The following is an 18,094-nucleotide window of genomic DNA, read 5'->3' on the forward strand; positions in this document are numbered from 1 at the left end:
TCTGGTGCGCGGGGGGGGACTCGAACCCCCACACCATTGCTGGCGTCAGGACCTAAACCTGGTGCGTCTACCAATTTCGCCACCCGCGCAAGGGACTGGAACACCCGGCTGCCGAAGCAACCGGGCAGGCAATCTGGTCGAAACCGTAGATTCTACCGTGCCAAAACACGTGTTTTTACGTGAGATGACACCTTAGTCTGGCTGACGGACACGGAACCACGCTGCGTACATGGCTGGCAAAGCCAGCAAGGTCAGCGCGGTGGCCACGATCAGCCCGCCCATGATGGCAACCGCCATCGGGCCCCAGAACACACTGCGTGACAGCGGGATCATGGCCAGCACGGCCGCTGCTGCCGTCAGCACAATGGGTCGGAAGCGTCGTACAGCGGCATCGACGATGGCTGTCCAGGCCGGCACGCCATCAGCACGGTCCTGCTCGATCTGATCGATCAGGATCACGGAATTGCGCATGATCATGCCCATCAGGGCAATGACCCCCAGCAAGGCGACAAAGCCGAACGGCCGCCCCGACACCAGCAGCGCCATGGCCACGCCAACAATGCCCATCGGCCCGGTCAGGAAAACCAGCAAGGCGCGAGAGAAGCTCTGAAGCTGCAACATCAGCAAAGTGAAAATGATGAACAGCATGGCCGGCACATTCGCAAAGATCGAACTCTGCCCCTTGCTGCTTTCGGAAGCGGTGCCCGCCAGGTCCACGCGGAAGCCTTCCGGCATGCGGGCCTGAAGCGCCTGCATCTGGGGCCACAGGGCCGAACTGACCGTGGGGCCCTGCACCCCGTCGATCACATCGCCTTGCACGGTGACGGCGAAATGCCGCCCTTCGCGCCACAGCACCCCCGGCTCCCAGGTCAATCGAGATTGCGCGACCTGCAAGACCGGCACCATCCGCCCGGTTGCCGTCGCGACATAGGCGTTGTTCAGCGCCTCGAACGTCGCGCGTTCAGACTGAGGCGAGCGCAACACGATGTCAATGAGCCGATCATCTTCGCGATATTGGGCCACGGTCGAACCGGAGGTCAGCGCCCTCACCGCCTGCGCCACCGACTGGCTTGTCACACCCAGGGCGCGCGCCTTGTCCTGATCCAGTTCCAGCTGCACTGATTTGACCGACTCATTCCAGTTGTCGTTCACACCCGTCATGGCTGGGTGTGCACGCATCAGCGCCTTGGCCTCATCAGCCCAGTGCCGCAGGGCGTGGATGTCATCGCCCACGATGCGGAACTGCACCGGATAGGCTACTGGCGGGCCATTGGGCAACATCCGCACGCGGGCACGGGCCTCAGGAAACTCGGCTGCCAACATGGCTGGAAGCTTGTGCCGCAAGACATCCCGGGCATGGGCATCGACCGGCAACAGCACTGCCTGACTGACATTGCTTTGCGGGAAGATCTGATCCATTGGCAGGTAGAAACGGGGCAGACCAGAGCCCACCCAGGTGCTCACCGACTGAACGCCGGTCTCCTTGGCCACCCGGGCTTCAAACCGATGGGCGACCCGCTCGGTCTCCTCAAAGCTGGTGCCCTCAGGTAACCACAACTCGACGAGCAACTCCGGTCGATTCGAGTCGGGGAAGAACTGTTGCTGAACGAACTTCATACCCACCACGCCCGCCACCAGGGCTGCCACAGTCAGGCCGATCGTCGTCCAGCGAAAGCGCACGCACCAGTTCACCAGGGCCTTGAAACGGCGGTAAAACGGCGTGTCATACAGATCAATGGCCTCCCCCTCGGTCATCACCACCTTGGGTTTGGTGCGCAGCAACCAGTTGCCGAGATAAGGCACAAAGTAGACCGACACCACCCAGGACACGATCAAGGCGGTCGCCGTGACGGCAAAAATGGCAAAGGTGTATTCACCGGTTGATGATCGGGCCATGCCAATGGGCAGGAAGCCCGTCGCGGTGATCAGGGTGCCCGTCAGCATGGGCATGGCCGTGATGTCATAAGCAGCGGTAGCGGCCTTGATCTTGTCGTAACCCTCTTCGAGCTTGTGCACCATCATCTCGACCGCGATGATCGCGTCGTCCACCAGCAGGCCCAAGGCAATGATGAGCGCACCCAGCGAAATCTTGTGCAGCCCCACCCCCCAGAAGTACATGATCAGGAAGGTCACGGACAGCACCAGCGGGATCGTGATGGCCACGACCAGACCCGGCCACACGTCCAGCCGCAACGGCCGCGTGTGCAAGCCCAGGCTCAGGAAGCTCACGGCCAGCACCACCACCACGGCCTCGATCAGCACGTGAATGAACTCCCCGACTGAAGTCGAGACGGCCTTGGGCTGATCCTGGATCTGGTCCAGCTCGATGCCCACCGGCAGTTGCGCGCGGGCCTGATCGGCCGTTTCGTGCAGGCGATTACCCAGGGAGATGATGTCCCCGCCCTTGGCCATGGAAATGCCAATGGCAATCACATCCTTGCCGTTGTGACGGACCTTGGTCACTGGAGGGTTCTCGTAGCCCCGGCGAATCTGAGCGATGTCACCCAGACGAATCGTGCGAGCCTGCCCGGTTTGCGGGTTCACCGCGCGCACTGGCATGGCCTTGAGTTGCTCGACCGCCGACATGGCGCCGGTCACCCGCATCTGCACATTGCTGGTGTCCCCGTTGTAAACCCCCGCCCCCTCCACGCCATTCTGGGCGTTGAGCTGCTGGATCAGTTGGTTCATGTCGATCCCCATGGCAGCCAGGCGCTGCTGCGGCACCTCCATGTAGATCTTCTCGGCCTGCACGCCGAAGAAGTCCACCTTGGCCACATCCGGCACCCTCAGGAAATCAGATCGGACCATCTCTGCGAAACGCCGCAACTCTTCCGCGGAAAAGCCGTCGGCAGACAGGGCGTAGATGGAGCCGTAGACATCACCGAACTCGTCGTTGTAGAACGGGCCCAGTACGCCCTGCGGCAGCGTGGACCGCATGTCTCCCACCTTCTTGCGTACCTGGTACCAGAGGTTCGGTATGTCTTTGGGTGGGGTGGAGTCCTTGACCTGCATGAGCGTGAATGACTCGCCCGGCTTGGTGTAAGACCGGATCACGTCCGCATTGGGCACTTCCTGCAAGGTCCGCTCGATCTTGTCGGTGACCTGCTCGGCCACCTGGGCCGCTGTGGCGCCAGGCCAATAGGCCCGCACCACCATGACACGGAAAGCGAAAGGCGGGTCTTCGTCCTGCCCCAACTGGAAGTAGGCTGCCACGCCAAGCAGCATCAGAGCCACCATCAGGTAGCGCGTCAAGGCCGAGCGCTCTAGCGCCCAGCGGGACAGGTTGAAGCGACCGCCCACGGCGGCATCGCGCGGATCCTTGTCGGAGGTATTCACGGCTGAACCCCTCCGGTCACTTGTTCTCGCCGGCCTGGGCCGACAACTTGACGGGACCTTCATACCGCTTGACCTTCTGGCCAGGTGTGAGCACATGCGTGCCTGCCGTGACGATCTCCTGTCCGGGCTTGAGCCCTTGCGTTACCAGCACCACATTGCCGGAAATGGCCCCCGTGGTAACCGGCTGCGCCTGCACCGTCATGCTGCGCGCGTCCAGCACCCAGACGGCGGAACGACCGCCACGCTCTGTCAGCGCCTGAAGCGGAATACGCAAACCACCATCTGCATGAATCGATGTATTCAGGCGGGCAATCGCCGTCTGCCCCAACTCACCACCACCGGGCCCGACATCGGCTTTCACGAGAAAAGTTCTGGTCAGGGTGTCGGTCGAAGCCGCCACCTCGCGCACTGTCGCCAGTGTCCATTCGTCACGCCCCCACAGCCGCACCTGAATCCCGCCGGTACGGCCAAGCTGAGCCCGCAAGGCCGGACCCATGTCTTCCGGCACCGAAAAAACCGCATCGCGTGGCCCGTCCAATGCGACGGTTACCACGGGCACACCCGCCGAGACGACCTGGCCAGGCTCGGCATCGACCGCGGTGACGACGCCTGATGCAGTGGCTGTGAGCGTGGCATAAGAAGCCTGATTGCTCTGGACACCGGCTTGCGCACGAGCCTGCCGCAGGCTGGCCTGTGCCGCCTTGGCCGATGTGGCATAGCGTTCCAGCACCGCATCGCTGACAAAACCCTGCGCTCTCAATTCACCAAAACGCTTGAGATCAGCTTCCGCCTGTGCGGCGTTGGCCTCGGCCGCTGCCAGCCCGGCCCTGCCCGCCTCCTGGTTAAGGGAGAGATCCTGAGGGTCCAGTTGCGCCAGAACCTGCCCCGGGCGCACCCGCTGACCCAAATCGACCGATCGCTTCAACACCTTGCCCGATACGCGAAACCCCATACGGGACTCCGACCTCGCACGGATATCTGCGGCGAACTCTCGGGCCACCACGCCACCGGTTTCACTCAGGACCAGTGTTCGCACAGCGCGGAGGGGCACCTCGGTCTGCGCTGATTTGCTGCAAGCTGTGGCGAGGGCACTCAAGACCGTGACGGTCGCGATGAGGCCGGGGCGAAGACGGGTGATGGTGGTCATGGTGGTATCCGATAGGTCTGCTTGAACCCCTGCACCGGACACCAATCTTTCCGAATAACGGTAGCCGGAGGGTATTGAACAGCAACACCCCATCTTAACTGACTACAGGGTCAGTAATTTGTTTTTTTATGGATGCAGAAGAAGAGACGGCGGACACAAGCGGGAATTGAGACAATCCGACCCCATGCTCCATTTGTCGATGCCCTCGTGAGCCACGCCAGAGACCCCTTGCAGCCAGGCACCAGCCTGTACTACGCTTTCCAAACAGCGCCCGTAGCCCGCAGAGCGCCACTGGCAGACTGGATCCGCTGGTGGCATGAAGTCAGCGCCATCCCCATCGCTGTGCAGGACGCCGGCGTCGCCGAAAAAAAACTGCACTGGTGGATACAGGAGATTCAGGCCGCCCAAGCGGGCTCACCCAGCCACCCGTTGACCCAGCGCCTGCGCCCAGGTACCGATGAGGCACCGCCCGTGGCGTTGTGGAACACGCAATTGCTCGGGTTGATCTCGCAACTGGGTCAAGGCCGCTGGCTTGATGAAGTTGCCCGGGCAAGCCATGCCCTGGAAACAACGGGGGCGGCCACAGAAGGAGCCGCCTGGTTGCTCGGCGTTCGCTCTGAGGCGGGGCTTCGTGCCGCCCGCGAACTGGGACGCCCCCTGCGCCAGGCACATCAACTGGCAAGACTGGGACAAGATGCACGCATCGGCCTGTTGCACGTGCCGATCAGTACCCTGCAAGCACATGATGTCAAGGCGCATGAATTGCTGCGCCCGCAGAGCAGCGCGCCAGCCAACTGGCCACAGTTGCTGGCACACCTGCAAGGCACGACCAGCCAAGAGTTGGAAGCTTTTCATGGGCAGGTGCGGCAACTCTCGCAGGCAGAGCGTACAGCACTGACCCCGATGTCGGTTCTAGCCGACCTTCAGGCCGCGTTGATCGCAACCATCAACCGCCAGGGCGACAGGGTCCTGCACGAACGCATCATGCTCACGCCCCTGCGGAAATGGTGGATCAGCGCCTGGTCACGCCGACGTCGAAGCTGATCACCTGGCCGGCAAGCGACTGAAAGGTGCCGCCAAAGGCTCTCCAACAAACAGCCCTTGTTGAGGCCAGGCAACACTCTTCCAGTAAGCCTCGATGGCGGTAGCACCCTGCACATAGAAAATGGTCAGGGCTTGTGGATTGGGAAACTTTTGCACATGGGCGCACGGTTCGCTGGTTGTGCCATAGCTGGCGGTCAGCCCGGCATCGATCCATTCCCCGGCCGTCGTCTGCCCGGCAGACCTGTCCAGCACGCCACCAAACGATGTCAGATTGTCACCCAGGGCACCCGGCACATAGGCATTGCTGCCCAGGCCGTCGACCTGGGCGCGCCCCGTCTGATAGATCACCACCCGTGACGCCTGTTTCAGCGCATCGGTCTGATCAAGGAGCACCCGCAGCCCAACGGCCGGATTCAGCCCTGCCGGGGGGAACAAAGCCTGCCGCACGCTCCGCACCTTGTCTGACGTCGTGACGAAGTGGGCGTCAACGGGCATCCCGCCGCGCAAACCCAGACTGCCATCCGACCGAACACCCCGGTCAATCATGGCCTTGGCCGACTCGACGGACCCAGCCGCCAGCAGCATGGACAGCCGCATGCCGTAATCGGCGTATGGGCGTGTCGAAGCTGACCCGAAATAGCTCGATGTGCGAGACCGCGCACAGGTCTGGCTGCACAGTTGGGCGTCAAAGCCCATGGACAAGGCGCCCGTCAGGGCATTACACGAAACCGCATAGGGTGAACGCCAGGCGATGGCCAGCGCCTGCACCCGCGCACCAAAGAAATCGTCGATGCGGGACTGGAGTGCCCGAAATGCATCAGCCGACATGCTGGGGCCAGGCGGGACTTGCACATGCAGGATGCGCTCAGCAGGAATGCGCCTGGCCTGGGCGTAGTACCGTCCGATCTCGGTCGAGTATGGATCGTCGTCGTTGATGACCAGGCCAATGTCTGCCGACGTCAACCTGCCAAAAACGCGCGGTGCATTCGCCCAGTGTCGCGGCGCAACCGCCGAAGCCGCTGGTGACACCTCCGCATTGCCCGAAGCAGAAGCCGGGGCCGACCACGCACAAGCCACACCCGCGCAACCAACCAGCACCCGCAGGAACCACCCCAAAACAGACATTTTTTTCATAAGACGTTATCAAATACCGGAATATGCAGTCGACAACGATCACGACGGCTCAAGGTCGTGATTTTTTGGCCGATTGACAGGGATCCCATATTTCAAAATGGTTTGCCACCAAGGAAAACCCGATGAGTGATCCCGCCGCCAACACGACTTCGATCCAGGTCATGGCCAGAATGTTCTCGCTGCTCGACACCTTGGCCCACGAAGGACATGCGGTGTCACTGCGGGTGATCAGCGAACGCACGGGGTTGCACCCTTCCACGGCTCACCGCATCCTCAACGATCTGGCGGTCGGCGGGTTTGTCGAGCGGTCCGGTCCGGGTGCATACCGACTGGGGCTGAAGCTGCTCCAACTCGGCAATCTGGTTCGCGCCAGACTGGATCTCCGTGAGCTGGCAGCCAAACCCATGCAAGAGCTCCACCGACTGACCGGGCTGGTAGCCAGCCTGCATGTTCGGCAAGATCTGGACGTCGTGTGCATTGTGCGGAGTGCCCAGGAGCGGGGCCATGTCCACATCAGTCGCGTGGCAACCGGCCGCTCACCACTGACGGCCAGCGCCGCAGGGCGCATCCTGATCAGTCAATTGACGTCCCCTGATCTGCACGCACTGGCGCAACAGCAGGCCTGCGACATCGACGCACTGAACAACCAGGTGCAACGTATCCGCACAGAAGGCCTGGCCCTGGAAGAGGACGGACAAGGTCACACCAGACAACTGTCTGCCCCCATCTACGATGATGCGGGACACATCACAGCCGCGCTGACCCTCACTGCGGCGCAAGGCGCGATTCCGCCAGAGCTCAGCGAAGCGCTTAAAAACACAGCCCAGCGGCTGTCAGGCCAACTGGGCTGGATAGAGCAAGCTTGATGACAGCAGCTGGCTGGATCAGGACGTCACCTTGGGGCCAGCCACCACAGCAGAGCCACGCGGAGTACCGGTCGCGTTTTCTATCCAGCGGCGCACGCGCTCCGCATCTGCCTGACGCGAGTATTTGCCCGTCGAATCCAGGAACACCATGATCAGCTTGCGACCGGCCATGCGCGCCTGCATGACCAGGCAACGGCCGGCCTCGACGATATAACCTGTCTTTTGCAGACCGATATCCCAGCTAGGGCTGCGAACCAGCCCATTGGTGTTGTGGAACTGAACCTGACGCGCACCCACCTGCACTGCGTACTCCTTCGAGGTGGATAGTTGGCGAATCAGGGGTTGCTGATAGGCAGCCTTGACCAGGGTAGCCAAATCACGCGCACTGGACTGGTTGCGGCTATTCAGCCCTGTGGGATCCACATAACGGGTATCACCCATGCCCAAGGCATTGGCCTTGCGGTTCATCAGCACGACAAACGCCGACATGCCACCCGGGAACGTGCGGCCCAGTGCATGTGCAGCACGGTTTTCCGAGCTCATCAAAGCCAGGTGCAACAGGTCGCCACGCGTCAGGGTCGTCCCGACGGCCAAGCGTGAACTGCTGTTTTTCTCGGTATCCACGTCTTCACTGGTAACGGTGATGGGCTCTTCCATCGGCAGATGTGCCTCAACCACCACCATGGCCGTCATCAGCTTGGTCAAGGAAGCGATAGGCAGCACCGCTTCCGAGTTCTTGGCCAACAGCACCTCATTGGTGTCCTGGTCCATCACCAATGCCACGCTGGACTTCAGATCCAAAGGGTCTTGCGTGTGGTGCAGGCCGTAGATCTGACCAAACGAAGCGCCCGAAGCAGCGGAAACCCCCGCGGCAGCGGGCACCGGCTTCACCGGCGTGGCCACGCGCACAGGCACCAAAGGCTTGGGGGCCACGGCCACGGCAGTGTCAGCCGCATCAGACACGGACCGCGACTTGGTGCGCTTGCTCACGCTGGCCTGGCGGGTCTTCTTGCTCTTGGAGTTGGCACTGTTGTCAGCCACCTTGCGCGCAGACTTGCTCGATGCAGTGGCTACGGCCTTGCTCTTGCTGCTTTTCGACTTGCTGGCAGCGACCTTGGTCTTGGATGAGGCGCGCGTTGCCTTGCTGGCAACAGCCTGCGTGGCGTCATCCTTCTTCGTCTTGGACTTGGCTGTGGCCGCGACAGACGGCGACATCACAGCCAGCGACGCTACGGACGCCAGCATGACCGCTAGGCAGCTTTTCTTGAACTTCTTCATCATGACCGCGACAGCCCTTTCAACACAGTGACAAGTGTACCTACATCACACGTAAATTCAAGGACTTACGCGCTTTTTGTAAAGCACAGTCGCCACTATTTCCCCAATTTGGGCATTAACCCTGAGCTGCAACCCGTTCGGCTTTGCTGTGCAGCTTGTTCAGAGCCGCCAGATAGGCCTTGGCCGAAGCCACGACGATGTCCGGATCTGCGCCCACCCCGTTGACAACCCGACCGCTATGCTGCAAGCGGACAGTGACCTCACCTTGGGATTCTGTGCTCCCGGAAGTGATGGCATTCACAGAGTAGAGAACGATTTCAGCGCCACTTTGGACGACTGATTCAATGGCCTTTACACTGGCATCGACCGGGCCGTTGCCCTCGCTGGTCGCCCGATGCTCGCGGCCACCAGCCGAGAACACCACGGTGGACTGCGGGCGCTCTCCCGTTTCCGAATGCTGAGACAAGGCCACCAGACGGTAGTGGTCCTGCTCCTGCGCGGCGCCATCCACGCCGGCCAGAGCCAGGATGTCTTCGTCAAAGATCTCGCTCTTGCGGTCAGCCAGCTCCTTGAAGCGGGCGAACGCGGCATTGATTTCCGACTCGGAATCAATGTGGATCCCCAGTTCGGTCAGGCGCTGCTTGAAGGCATTTCGCCCGGACAGCTTGCCCAGCACGATCTTGTTGGCACTCAGGCCCACGTCCTCGGCGCGCATGATTTCATAGGTATCACGAGCCTTCAACACACCATCCTGGTGGATGCCTGACGCATGGGCAAAGGCGTTCGCCCCCACCACGGCCTTGTTGGGCTGCACGACGAAACCGGTCGTCTGAGACACCAGACGCGAGGCCTGCATGATCTGGGTGGTGTCGATGCCCACGTCCAGACCGAAATAGTCACGACGTGTCTTGACCGCCATGACGATCTCTTCCAGTGCGGCATTGCCAGCGCGCTCCCCCAAGCCGTTGATGGTGCACTCCACCTGACGTGCGCCGCCAATCTTGACGCCAGCCAGCGAATTGGCCACGGCCATACCGAGGTCGTTGTGGCAGTGCACCGACCAGATGGCCTTGTCCGAGTTGGCAACCTTCTCGCGCAGGGTCTTCATGAACTGGCCATACAGTTCCGGGATACCGTAGCCCACCGTATCAGGAATGTTGATGGTGGTGGCGCCCTCTGCGATGACCGCCTCGACCACACGGGCCAGGAAGTCCATTTCAGAGCGATAACCGTCTTCAGCCGAGAACTCGACGTCGCTCGTCAGGTTGCGCGCAAAGCGCACGGATTGACGTGCTTGCTCAAGCACCTGTTCGGGCGACATGCGCAGCTTCTTTTCCATGTGCAACGGGCTGGTTGCAATGAAAGTGTGAATCCGCCAGGAGTTGGCCCCCTTCAATGCCTCTGCGGCACGGCTGATATCTCGATCATTTGCGCGAGCCAGCGAACAGACGGTGGACTCCTTGATGACGTCGGCGATGGACTTGACCGCCTCGAAATCACCATTGGACGACGCCGCAAAGCCGGCCTCGATCACATCCACCTTCAAGCGCTCAAGCTGGCGGGCAATGCGCAGCTTTTCTTCGCGCGTCATGGACGCGCCAGGCGACTGTTCGCCATCGCGCAAGGTGGTGTCAAAAATGATGAGTTTGTCAGTCATGGTGTTCTCCGGTGCCCTGTGTGGCACGGCCTGCAGCACCGCCATGAGCGGTGACAGGCAACTGGCCCACATCGAGCTGAAATCCAAACAAAACGGCCCGCTGGCGGTGCTGGCGGGCCGTGATGCGTATGTACAAACAGGTATGAACGATGCGATCAATCAGCCTTCAGCACCCATGCGCCAATAGCAACGTCACATCTCTCTTCTTCATGGCTTCAATATAGCACGAGCGCCCTCGTGGTCGCATCGCGCGTATCCCCTAGCCGAGCCGCTTTGGGCCGACCTATCAGCGGTGCAAGCCACGCTCGTCAGGCTCATCCGTCGAGGTGGAAATGACACTGACCGGCTTACCCTTGAGGCGCTTCCACACATACACCCCGTAGCCTGACAAGCCGTAGATCACGAACACGCCAAACAGCACGATGGGCGGATGGATGGTGATGACAGCGATACCCAAAGCAATGGCCACCACGGTGATGAAGGGAACCGTTCGACGGAAATTCACATCCTTGAAGCTGTAAAACGGGATGTTGGTGACCATGGTCAAGCCTGAGTACAGCGTGAAACCGAAGGTCAGCCAGATCATGCCGGGCAGCGACTGTGCGGTTTCCCCCAGATCCGTCACAACCCAGATCAGCCCCATGACCAGGGCCGCAGCCGCAGGGCTGGGCAACCCCTGGAAGAAGCGCTTGTCGACCACGGCAATGTTGGTGTTGAAACGTGCCAACCGCAGCGCAGCGCCAGAACAGTAGACGAACGCAGCGATCCAGCCGGCTTTGCCCATGCCTTTGAGTGCCCACTCATAGGCAATCAGAGCCGGGGCCGCACCAAAGGAGACCATGTCGGACAGGCTGTCCATCTGCTCACCAAAGGCGCTCTGGGTATTGGTCAGGCGCGCGACCCGGCCATCCAGGCTGTCGAGCACCATCGCGCAAAAAATGCCGATGGCGGACTGCTCGAACTGGCCATTCATGGCCATCACGATGGCGTAAAAACCACCGAACAGCGCTGCCAGCGTGAACAGGTTGGGCAGGATGTAAATGCCCTTGCGACGTGGCCGCTGCGGCATCACGTCATCCAGGTCATCGTGGTTGGATTCGGCGGGTGTGCCCCCCGCCATGGGCGATTGATTGGGTGACTGCAAGGTCTTCAGGCCTCGAAGGAGGCTGCCATCATGGTGCGGGGCTGAGGATACATCAATCAGCGTCGCTCAACTGACGAACGACACGCTGCGGATAAGGAATCTCGACACCAAGGCGGTTCAGCGTTGCCAAAACAGCCATGTTCACGGCTGAGCGGGCCGACATCTGGCCATTGTGAGGGTCTTCGATCCAGAAAGAGATAGTCAAATCGAGTCCGTCAGCGCCAAATGACGAGAGCAGGACTGACGGGCCCGGGTCCTTCAGTACCCGTGGCACGCCCGCAACCACCTCCACCAGGGTTGGGATCAACTGATCGAGGTCGGTCCCATAGGCGACCTGCACTTCGGAGGTCAACATCAGACGGGTATCTGCCAGCGACGCATTTTCAACCCGCTGGGAAATGAGCATTTCATTCGGAACGATGGACTCCCGGCCACCGACCGATCGCAACACGGTATAGCGCGTGTTGATATCGGTGATGCGGCCCTCGAAGCCATCGACCATGACCAGATCACCGATGCGCAGGCTGCGCTCTGCCAGGATGACAAAGCCACTGACGTAATTGGCCGCGAGCTTTTGCAAACCGAAACCGATACCAACCCCAACCGCACCACCCAGCACGGACAAGGCTGTCAGATCGATTCCAGAAGCAGACAGGGCCAGCACCACGCCAACGGTAAGCATCGAGGCGCGCAGCAAGTTGGCCGTGATCTTGCGCAAAGACAGGTTTTCGGTAGCCCCCTTGAGCAGCCGAACCTCAATGGCGGACGATACCGACAGAGACAGTACCAGCACCACAATGACGTTGAAGGTGCCTTCAACCAGGTTGCGCAGCGAAATCTGCGTCGCGCCGACTTTCCAGGTGATGTCGCTCATGGCGTCCTGAATCATCGGCAGGATGCCGGTCACCCAAAGGACCATCCCACCCCAGGCCAGCCAGGAGATCGTGCGCTCAAGCAATCTCACGGTCTGAGACTGCGGGAATGCCACCTTGAAAACCTTCACCGTCAGTCGAATGACAGCCAGGGACACCAAAACCGGGATCGCAATGCGAAACACCGCCAAGGGCACTTCAGCCAGCAGCAGCTTCTTGGCCAGCACGGCCAACAGCAGAGCCAGTACCGGGAAAAGGATCCCGTCATAGACGTGGTGACCGAACCAGATCGAAGAAGGATCTGCCTGCCGGCCCCTCCACAACCGAACCACCAGCCATGCCAAACCCAGGCAACAGACCAACAGCCCCAACTCGGTCAGGGCTGTGGCCTCATGCAATTGCGCCCACAACTGGGTGAGCTCCTGGGGCGTCAAGGGGTGACTGGGATGAAGTGACGTGATGGGCATGGATACAACGGGAGAACCAACATGCAGCGCTATTCCTCTATCAAGACCCTGATGTGCGCCGCTGCACTGCGCGCCAGGGAACTGAGGTTATACCCTCCTTCCAGGCACGACACGACCCTGCCCTTGCAGAAACGGTTGGCTACTTCCATGATCTTCGACGTCATCCAGGTGTAGTCGGCCTCGACCAGTCGCAGCCCCCCCATCTCGTCCTCACGGTGGGCATCGAAACCGGCTGAAATGAAGATCATTTCAGGCTCGAAATATTCGAGTCGATGCAGCCAATAGGCATCGACCACATCCCTGACAAATTTACCGTCACTTCTAGGAGGCACCGGCACATTCACCATGTTGCCCTCCTTGCACTCCTCGCCACTGAAGGGATAGCCGGGGCTCATGAAGTAACTCAACATGAGTATCCGGTCGTCGCCAGCCAGGATATCTTCGGTACCGTTGCCGTGGTGGACATCGAAGTCGATGACAGCAACCCTCTTGAGCCCCCGAACATCCAGCGCGTGACGCGCCGCAACAGCAACATTATTGAAAAAGCAAAAGCCCATACTCTGCCGACGCGTTGCGTGGTGCCCCGGCGGCCGGATGGCGCAAAACGCATTCGAAAACTCGCCGTCAATCACCGCATCCGTAGCGGCCACGGCTGCACCGGCGGCATGCCAGGCGGCTGTGCGGGTGCCCGGACTTGCCCAGGTATCAGGATCGACAGCACGGGTTTCACCAGTTGTTTCCAACTGCTGCAAAAAATCATCCAGCGTCAGGATGTAATTGCTTTCATGCGCGAGTTGCAGGTCTGACAACTGAGCCAAAGGCGCATCACGGAAAGTCAGGAAGGCATCGAGGCCCTGCGCACGCAACTGATCCTCAATGGCAGGCAAGCGCTGGGGACTTTCCGGATGCCCCTCCCCCATGTCGTGCCACTGGCAGTCTGAATGGGTGAAATAGCCAGTAGACATTGACGATTCCTGCTCGGCAAAGCGAGTCTGATTGGGTTATGGTGTCGCCATGCTGCGTACAACCCCAAACCAAGACACAGCGCCCTCGGGCACCACGCCAGTCAAGGCCGAATACATTGCACGACTGGTCGATCAGGTTAGCACGATCATTGTCGGCAAACGAGAGCAGGTTTCACTGAGTGTGATCTGTCTGCTGGCCGGAGGTCATTTGCTGATAGAGGATGTGCCTGGCGTCGGCAAAACCACACTGGCACAGGCATTGGCACGCAGCCTGGGGTTGAGTTTTTCACGGATCCAATTTACGGCTGATCTGCTGCCATCTGATTTGACGGGCGTCAGCGTCTATGAGCGACAACGCGAAGAATTCGTTTTTCACCCCGGGCCGGTCTTTGCGAATGTCTTGCTGGCCGATGAAATCAACCGCGCAGGCCCCAGAACACAAAGTGCCTTGCTTGAAGCCATGGAAGAGCGCCAGGTATCGGCCGAAGGTGAAACGCGCCCGCTGCCACAACCGTTTTTCGTGATTGCCACGCAAAACCCCAGTGACCAGTTGGGCACGCACCCGTTGCCAGAGTCGCAACTGGACCGGTTTGCCGTGCGTCTGTCGCTGGGCTACCCGGACCGGCTTTCAGAAAGAGCCCTGCTGACGGGTGATGACCGCCGAGACGCCCTGAGCGCCCTTCAGCCCATGATGGGCCCTGCCTCATGGCAACTCTGCCAGCAGGCTGTCGACACGATCCACGTGTCGGATGCCTTTCTGGACTACCTGCAAGCCCTGCTGACGGCCACCCGCGATGGCCGATGGTTTGCACTGGGCCTGAGCCCTCGCGCAGGCCTGTCATTGCTGAGGCTGGCCAAGGCACGGGCCTTGTTGCTGGGACGAGGCCATGTTTCGCCTGAAGATCTCCAGGCACTGTGGGTGCCCGCCATGGCCCATCGTGTCGTGCCACTCCATCAAAGCGGCCGAAGCACCTCGGCGCAAGCACGCGCCTTGCTGGAGGCAACGCCGGTTCCATGAGCAAAGGATCCGGTCCTCTGGGGTGGCTGACCGCACGTCCCCGATCCTGGTGGCAGCAATGGTGGGAGTCACGGCTGCCACGACGTGATCAGGTCACCTTCCACCAGCGCAACCTCTATATCCTGCCAACCCGTGCAGGCTGGGCTTTCGCACTCGCTCTGGGTGTGATGTTGCTGGCGTCTATCAACGAGCAACTGAATCTGGGTTATGCACTCACTTTCAGCCTGGCCGGTGCTGCGCTGACCTCGATGTACCAGGCCCATGCCAACCTGAAGGGCCTGACCGTGCGCCTTCACCCGGTTCAAAGCGTTCATGCGGGCAACGCGGGCAACCTCACCATTTCCGTGATGGCACCATCCGGACGCAAGGGCAGTTTCGGTTTGCGGCTGTCATTGCCCGACACGGACCAGGGTAGCCACCACATCGACCTTGATGCCCGATCCGATGGAGAGGTACAGACCGAACTGGACTGGCCAGCCCCCATACGTGGGCGCCATCCTCTGCCCAGGATCACGATTGAAAGCCGCTACCCCCTGGGTTTTTTCCGCGTCTGGGGCTACTGGCGTCCGGAATCGAGCATCCTCGTTTGGCCTGCACTGGACCCCAGCGTCTCAACCCTGCCAGACAATCCCGACGATCCGAACAGCAACGCCACAGCGATGTCCGCTCGCCCGCGACAAGGCGGCATGCCGACTGGACTGAGGGACTACCGCCGGGGAGACTCACCTCGCTTGATAGCGTGGCGCAAATCCAGCCATGCCATGGCGGCAGGCTCTGGCCTGGTGAGCCGCGAGGCCGTTTCCAGCACCAGTCAGGATCTCTGGCTTGACTACGGGGCCAGCGAGGGGATGTCGAGCCTGACAAGTGAGCAACGGCTGAGCCGGCTGGCATCCTGGCTGTTGTTGGCAGAGCAAAGTGCTCAAGAGGAGTCTCGTCACTATGGCCTGCGGTTGCCCGGCGAGCAGATTGACTGTGCGAGAGGCGCGCTGCACCTGCGTGCGTGTCTGGATGCACTGGCATCTTATGGCGGGGCACGATCATGACCGCGCTGCAACGTCCGCTGACCAGAGAGGCCCGAGACACACTGTGGCTGCTCGGTGCCCTGACCCTGGCACTGGCGCCCCACGCTGACCACCTGCCGCTCTGGTGTAGCGCTGGCGTCGCAGGCTCATTGTTGTGGCGGGCCTGGCTGGCCTGGCAAGACCGTGCGCTGCCGCCCCGCTGGGTACTGTTCGTTGCACTGCTGACGGCCATCGGCCTGACATGGAACAGCCATCGGATGCTGCTGGGTCGCGAAGCGGGTGTCACCCTCGTGGTGGTGCTGTCAGGGCTGAAGACGCTGGAATTGCGCGCAAGGCGAGATGCCTTTGTGGTCACGCTACTGGGCTTCTTCCTCATACTGACCCAGTTCATGTACTCCCAGCACATGCTGGTGGCGCTGCTCATGTTGCTGGCTACCTGGGCCCTGCTGGTCGCGCTCATCCTGGCTCAGCGCCCCGCTGGACGGCCACCGGTCCAGGAAGCAGCTGGAGAAGCCGCTCGCGCATTGGCCTATGGCATCCCGCTGATGGTGGTGCTGTTTGTGCTGTTTCCCCGCATCGGCCCGCTGTGGCGCCTGCCGTCCGACGCTGCAGGCAAAACCGGCTTGTCCGATGATCTGCGACTTGGGCAGGTTGCCTCCCTCGCGATGGACGATGGCATTGCGATGTACGTGCGATTCAAAGGTGCCCGCCCGCCAGCAGAGGCGCTCTATTTCAGAGGCCCGGTACTGGACGAATTCGACGGCCAGACATGGCGAGCAAGCGGCCTCAGCATCAGCGGATTTACCCCCGATCGCCTCACCCAAGTCGGCCCGGCCATCGACTACGAGGTCACGCTCGAACCCACTCAACTGCGATCTACGCCTTTGCTGGAGGGCACTGTGTCCGCAACGGTCACAAGCCCTGCCCAAAGCGGGCTGACACTGGCCTCATCTGGTGTTGACTGGTTCTTCACCACCCCACTCCAGGAGCGCGTCCAAATCTCTGCCAAGGTCGCATCGCTGTATCGACTGGAGGCCGCCAATGGGCCCGAAGCGTTGCGCATTGCCAGAAGCCTCCCGCAGGGCGTCAACCCACGAACGCTCGCCTGGGCGCGCGCATTCCGCGAGCGACCGGAGCTGGCATCAGCGACGCCGACCGTGCTGGCGCAAGCTGTGCTCGCTCACATTCGCCAGGCCCGATTCAGCTACACACTGACACCTGGCGAAGACACCTCTCCCGAGCAGTCCAGGTCGCCCGATCAGATCGACGTGTTCTGGCTGGACCGCCGAAGCGGCTTCTGCGAACACTTCGCCACGGCATTTGCCATCGTGATGCGGGCGATGGGCATCCCCAGTCGTGTCGTCACTGGATACCAAGGCGCTGAACTCAATGCCGTCAGCGGCGTCTACGCAGTCAGACAAAGTCAGGCCCATGCATGGGCCGAATACTGGCAGGCAGACACAGGCTGGATCCGAATTGACCCCACGGCAGCCGTGGCGCCCGACCGTATCAACCGCTCGAAGCCGCTGCGCGCACCCAGCACTGGCCTGCAGGCAGCGTTCAACCGCTGGGACAACCCATTGTGGCAACAGGCCAGAGCCATCTGGGAAGCGGGAAACTATCGTTGGAATACATGGGTACTCCAGTATTCCCGTGGCCAACAAGCCGAGCTGCTTGGAAAACTGGGGTGGGACGGGTTGAACTGGGAGAACCTGGCCAGAATCATGGCCATCGGCCTATCCGGCCTCAGCCTGATCGGCGTCGCGTGGTTATGGTTGACGCGAGAACGAGCCCCCCTCGCCTCCAAATGGAACCCCTTGCTGCATCGAATCGAGAAGGCCTTCATCCGAATGGGTGTCCGCCCCCTGCCCGGCTGGCCCAGCCCCATTCCGGCCAGCTTCTGGCGCCAGGCACTGACCTCTGCTGCCGCCAACACCCCGAATCGACATATTCCAGCCGACAAGCTGCGCGCACTGGATGCCCATCTGTCAGCTTTGGACCGCTTGCGCTATGGCCCCAATGCGCCAGCCCAGCCAACCAAGCAGGCCAGCCAGCTCGTCCAAATGATCGAGCAGCTCAGCCGGCCAGACAAACAGACCCCAGCAAGAGCCGCTCGCCGCTGAGTTGCATACAGCCCTTGCCAC

14 protein-coding genes and 1 tRNA gene are annotated in these 18,094 nt (G+C 61.2%); 6 read left to right on the top strand and 9 right to left on the bottom strand.

Annotation, left to right across the window (positions count from 1 at the left end):
- Positions 1-2 precede the first annotated feature (2 nt).
- From ACE3PH_RS07645 to ACE3PH_RS07655, 3 genes are all read right to left on the bottom strand, one after another.
- A tRNA-Leu gene (locus ACE3PH_RS07645) sits at positions 3-89 on the bottom strand.
- Between the two features lie 103 nt (positions 90-192).
- Complete coding sequence (locus ACE3PH_RS07650) at positions 193-3,336, bottom strand: efflux RND transporter permease subunit (RefSeq protein ID WP_374317522.1); 3,144 nt, start codon at positions 3,334-3,336, stop codon at positions 193-195.
- A gap of 16 nt (positions 3,337-3,352) precedes the next feature.
- On the bottom strand, positions 3,353-4,483 hold the full coding sequence (locus tag ACE3PH_RS07655) for an efflux RND transporter periplasmic adaptor subunit (RefSeq protein ID WP_374317524.1): 1,131 nt from the start codon (positions 4,481-4,483) through the stop codon (positions 3,353-3,355).
- Positions 4,484-4,690: 207 nt separating this feature from the next.
- Between ACE3PH_RS07655 and ACE3PH_RS07660 the strand changes: the two genes are divergently transcribed.
- Entirely contained in the window at positions 4,691-5,527 is an 837-nt protein-coding gene (locus ACE3PH_RS07660) for a squalene/phytoene synthase family protein (protein ID WP_374317526.1), read from the top strand.
- On the opposite strand, the gene ACE3PH_RS07665 is transcribed toward ACE3PH_RS07660, so the two are convergent.
- On the bottom strand, positions 5,528-6,661 hold the full coding sequence (locus tag ACE3PH_RS07665; RefSeq protein WP_374317528.1) for a TIGR03790 family protein: 1,134 nt from the start codon (positions 6,659-6,661) through the stop codon (positions 5,528-5,530).
- 122 nt (positions 6,662-6,783) lie between these two features.
- Between ACE3PH_RS07665 and ACE3PH_RS07670 the strand changes: the two genes are divergently transcribed.
- Complete coding sequence (locus ACE3PH_RS07670) at positions 6,784-7,527, top strand: IclR family transcriptional regulator (RefSeq protein ID WP_374317530.1); 744 nt, start codon at positions 6,784-6,786, stop codon at positions 7,525-7,527.
- 18 nt (positions 7,528-7,545) lie between these two features.
- On the opposite strand, the gene pbpG is transcribed toward ACE3PH_RS07670, so the two are convergent.
- Together pbpG and ACE3PH_RS07680 are read right to left on the bottom strand one after the other, a co-directional pair.
- Positions 7,546-8,808: a D-alanyl-D-alanine endopeptidase gene (pbpG, locus tag ACE3PH_RS07675; protein WP_374317532.1), complete on the bottom strand. Its 1,263-nt coding sequence runs from the start codon at positions 8,806-8,808 to the stop codon at positions 7,546-7,548.
- Between the two features lie 112 nt (positions 8,809-8,920).
- Entirely contained in the window at positions 8,921-10,462 is a 1,542-nt protein-coding gene (locus ACE3PH_RS07680; protein ID WP_374317534.1) for a 2-isopropylmalate synthase, read from the bottom strand.
- On the opposite strand from ACE3PH_RS07680, the gene ACE3PH_RS07685 reads away from it, so the two are divergent.
- Positions 10,443-10,649: a hypothetical protein gene (locus tag ACE3PH_RS07685; protein ID WP_374317536.1), complete on the top strand. Its 207-nt coding sequence runs from the start codon at positions 10,443-10,445 to the stop codon at positions 10,647-10,649. The genes ACE3PH_RS07680 and ACE3PH_RS07685 overlap by 20 nt on opposite strands.
- A gap of 99 nt (positions 10,650-10,748) precedes the next feature.
- Here the strand turns inward: ACE3PH_RS07685 and pssA are convergent, their stop codons facing one another.
- From pssA to ACE3PH_RS07700, 3 genes are all read right to left on the bottom strand, one after another.
- Complete coding sequence (pssA, locus tag ACE3PH_RS07690) at positions 10,749-11,582, bottom strand: CDP-diacylglycerol--serine O-phosphatidyltransferase (protein WP_374317831.1); 834 nt, start codon at positions 11,580-11,582, stop codon at positions 10,749-10,751.
- Positions 11,583-11,658: 76 nt separating this feature from the next.
- Positions 11,659-12,945: a mechanosensitive ion channel family protein gene (locus tag ACE3PH_RS07695; RefSeq protein ID WP_374317538.1), complete on the bottom strand. Its 1,287-nt coding sequence runs from the start codon at positions 12,943-12,945 to the stop codon at positions 11,659-11,661.
- A gap of 29 nt (positions 12,946-12,974) precedes the next feature.
- The gene (locus ACE3PH_RS07700) at positions 12,975-13,910 is read right to left on the bottom strand and encodes a histone deacetylase family protein (protein ID WP_374317540.1); all 936 of its coding nucleotides are present in this window, start codon (positions 13,908-13,910) and stop codon (positions 12,975-12,977) included.
- Positions 13,911-13,959: 49 nt separating this feature from the next.
- Here ACE3PH_RS07700 and ACE3PH_RS07705 point away from each other — a divergent pair, with 49 nt between their 5' ends.
- From ACE3PH_RS07705 to ACE3PH_RS07715, 3 genes are read left to right on the top strand one after another with little or no spacing between them, the layout of a single operon-like run.
- Positions 13,960-14,928: an AAA family ATPase gene (locus ACE3PH_RS07705; RefSeq protein ID WP_374317542.1), complete on the top strand. Its 969-nt coding sequence runs from the start codon at positions 13,960-13,962 to the stop codon at positions 14,926-14,928.
- Positions 14,925-15,971 carry a DUF58 domain-containing protein gene (locus tag ACE3PH_RS07710; RefSeq protein ID WP_374317544.1) on the top strand — a complete coding sequence of 349 codons (1,047 nt, stop codon included), beginning with the start codon at positions 14,925-14,927 and terminating at the stop codon, positions 15,969-15,971. Before ACE3PH_RS07705 ends, ACE3PH_RS07710 begins: the two co-directional genes overlap by 4 nt.
- A complete protein-coding gene (locus ACE3PH_RS07715) occupies positions 15,968-18,073 on the top strand; it encodes a transglutaminaseTgpA domain-containing protein (protein ID WP_374317546.1) in 2,106 nt (701 codons plus the stop codon). The genes ACE3PH_RS07710 and ACE3PH_RS07715 overlap by 4 nt, the downstream gene beginning before the upstream one ends.
- Positions 18,074-18,094 lie beyond the last annotated feature (21 nt).

The sequence above is a fragment of the Aquabacterium sp. genome, assembly GCF_041909175.1.
Taxonomy (GTDB): Bacteria; Pseudomonadota; Gammaproteobacteria; order Burkholderiales; family Burkholderiaceae_C; genus Aquabacterium.

Bases quoted from the DNA above. Each gene is read 5' to 3' on its own strand.
- ACE3PH_RS07655 (WP_374317524.1), bottom strand. From the start codon at position 4,483: ATGACCACCATCACCCGTCTTCGCCCCGGCCTCATCGCGACCGTCACG.
- ACE3PH_RS07665 (WP_374317528.1), bottom strand. From the start codon at position 6,661: ATGAAAAAAATGTCTGTTTTGGGGTGGTTCCTGCGGGTGCTGGTTGGT.
- ACE3PH_RS07670 (WP_374317530.1), top strand. From the start codon at position 6,784: ATGAGTGATCCCGCCGCCAACACGACTTCGATCCAGGTCATGGCCAGA.
- pbpG (WP_374317532.1), bottom strand. From the start codon at position 8,808: ATGATGAAGAAGTTCAAGAAAAGCTGCCTAGCGGTCATGCTGGCGTCC.
- ACE3PH_RS07685 (WP_374317536.1), top strand. From the start codon at position 10,443: ATGATGAGTTTGTCAGTCATGGTGTTCTCCGGTGCCCTGTGTGGCACG.
- ACE3PH_RS07680 (WP_374317534.1), bottom strand. From the start codon at position 10,462: ATGACTGACAAACTCATCATTTTTGACACCACCTTGCGCGATGGCGAA.
- pssA (WP_374317831.1), bottom strand. From the start codon at position 11,582: ATGGCGGGGGGCACACCCGCCGAATCCAACCACGATGACCTGGATGAC.
- ACE3PH_RS07695 (WP_374317538.1), bottom strand. From the start codon at position 12,945: ATGCCCATCACGTCACTTCATCCCAGTCACCCCTTGACGCCCCAGGAG.
- ACE3PH_RS07700 (WP_374317540.1), bottom strand. From the start codon at position 13,910: ATGTCTACTGGCTATTTCACCCATTCAGACTGCCAGTGGCACGACATG.
- ACE3PH_RS07705 (WP_374317542.1), top strand. From the start codon at position 13,960: ATGCTGCGTACAACCCCAAACCAAGACACAGCGCCCTCGGGCACCACG.
- ACE3PH_RS07710 (WP_374317544.1), top strand. From the start codon at position 14,925: ATGAGCAAAGGATCCGGTCCTCTGGGGTGGCTGACCGCACGTCCCCGA.
- ACE3PH_RS07715 (WP_374317546.1), top strand. From the start codon at position 15,968: ATGACCGCGCTGCAACGTCCGCTGACCAGAGAGGCCCGAGACACACTG.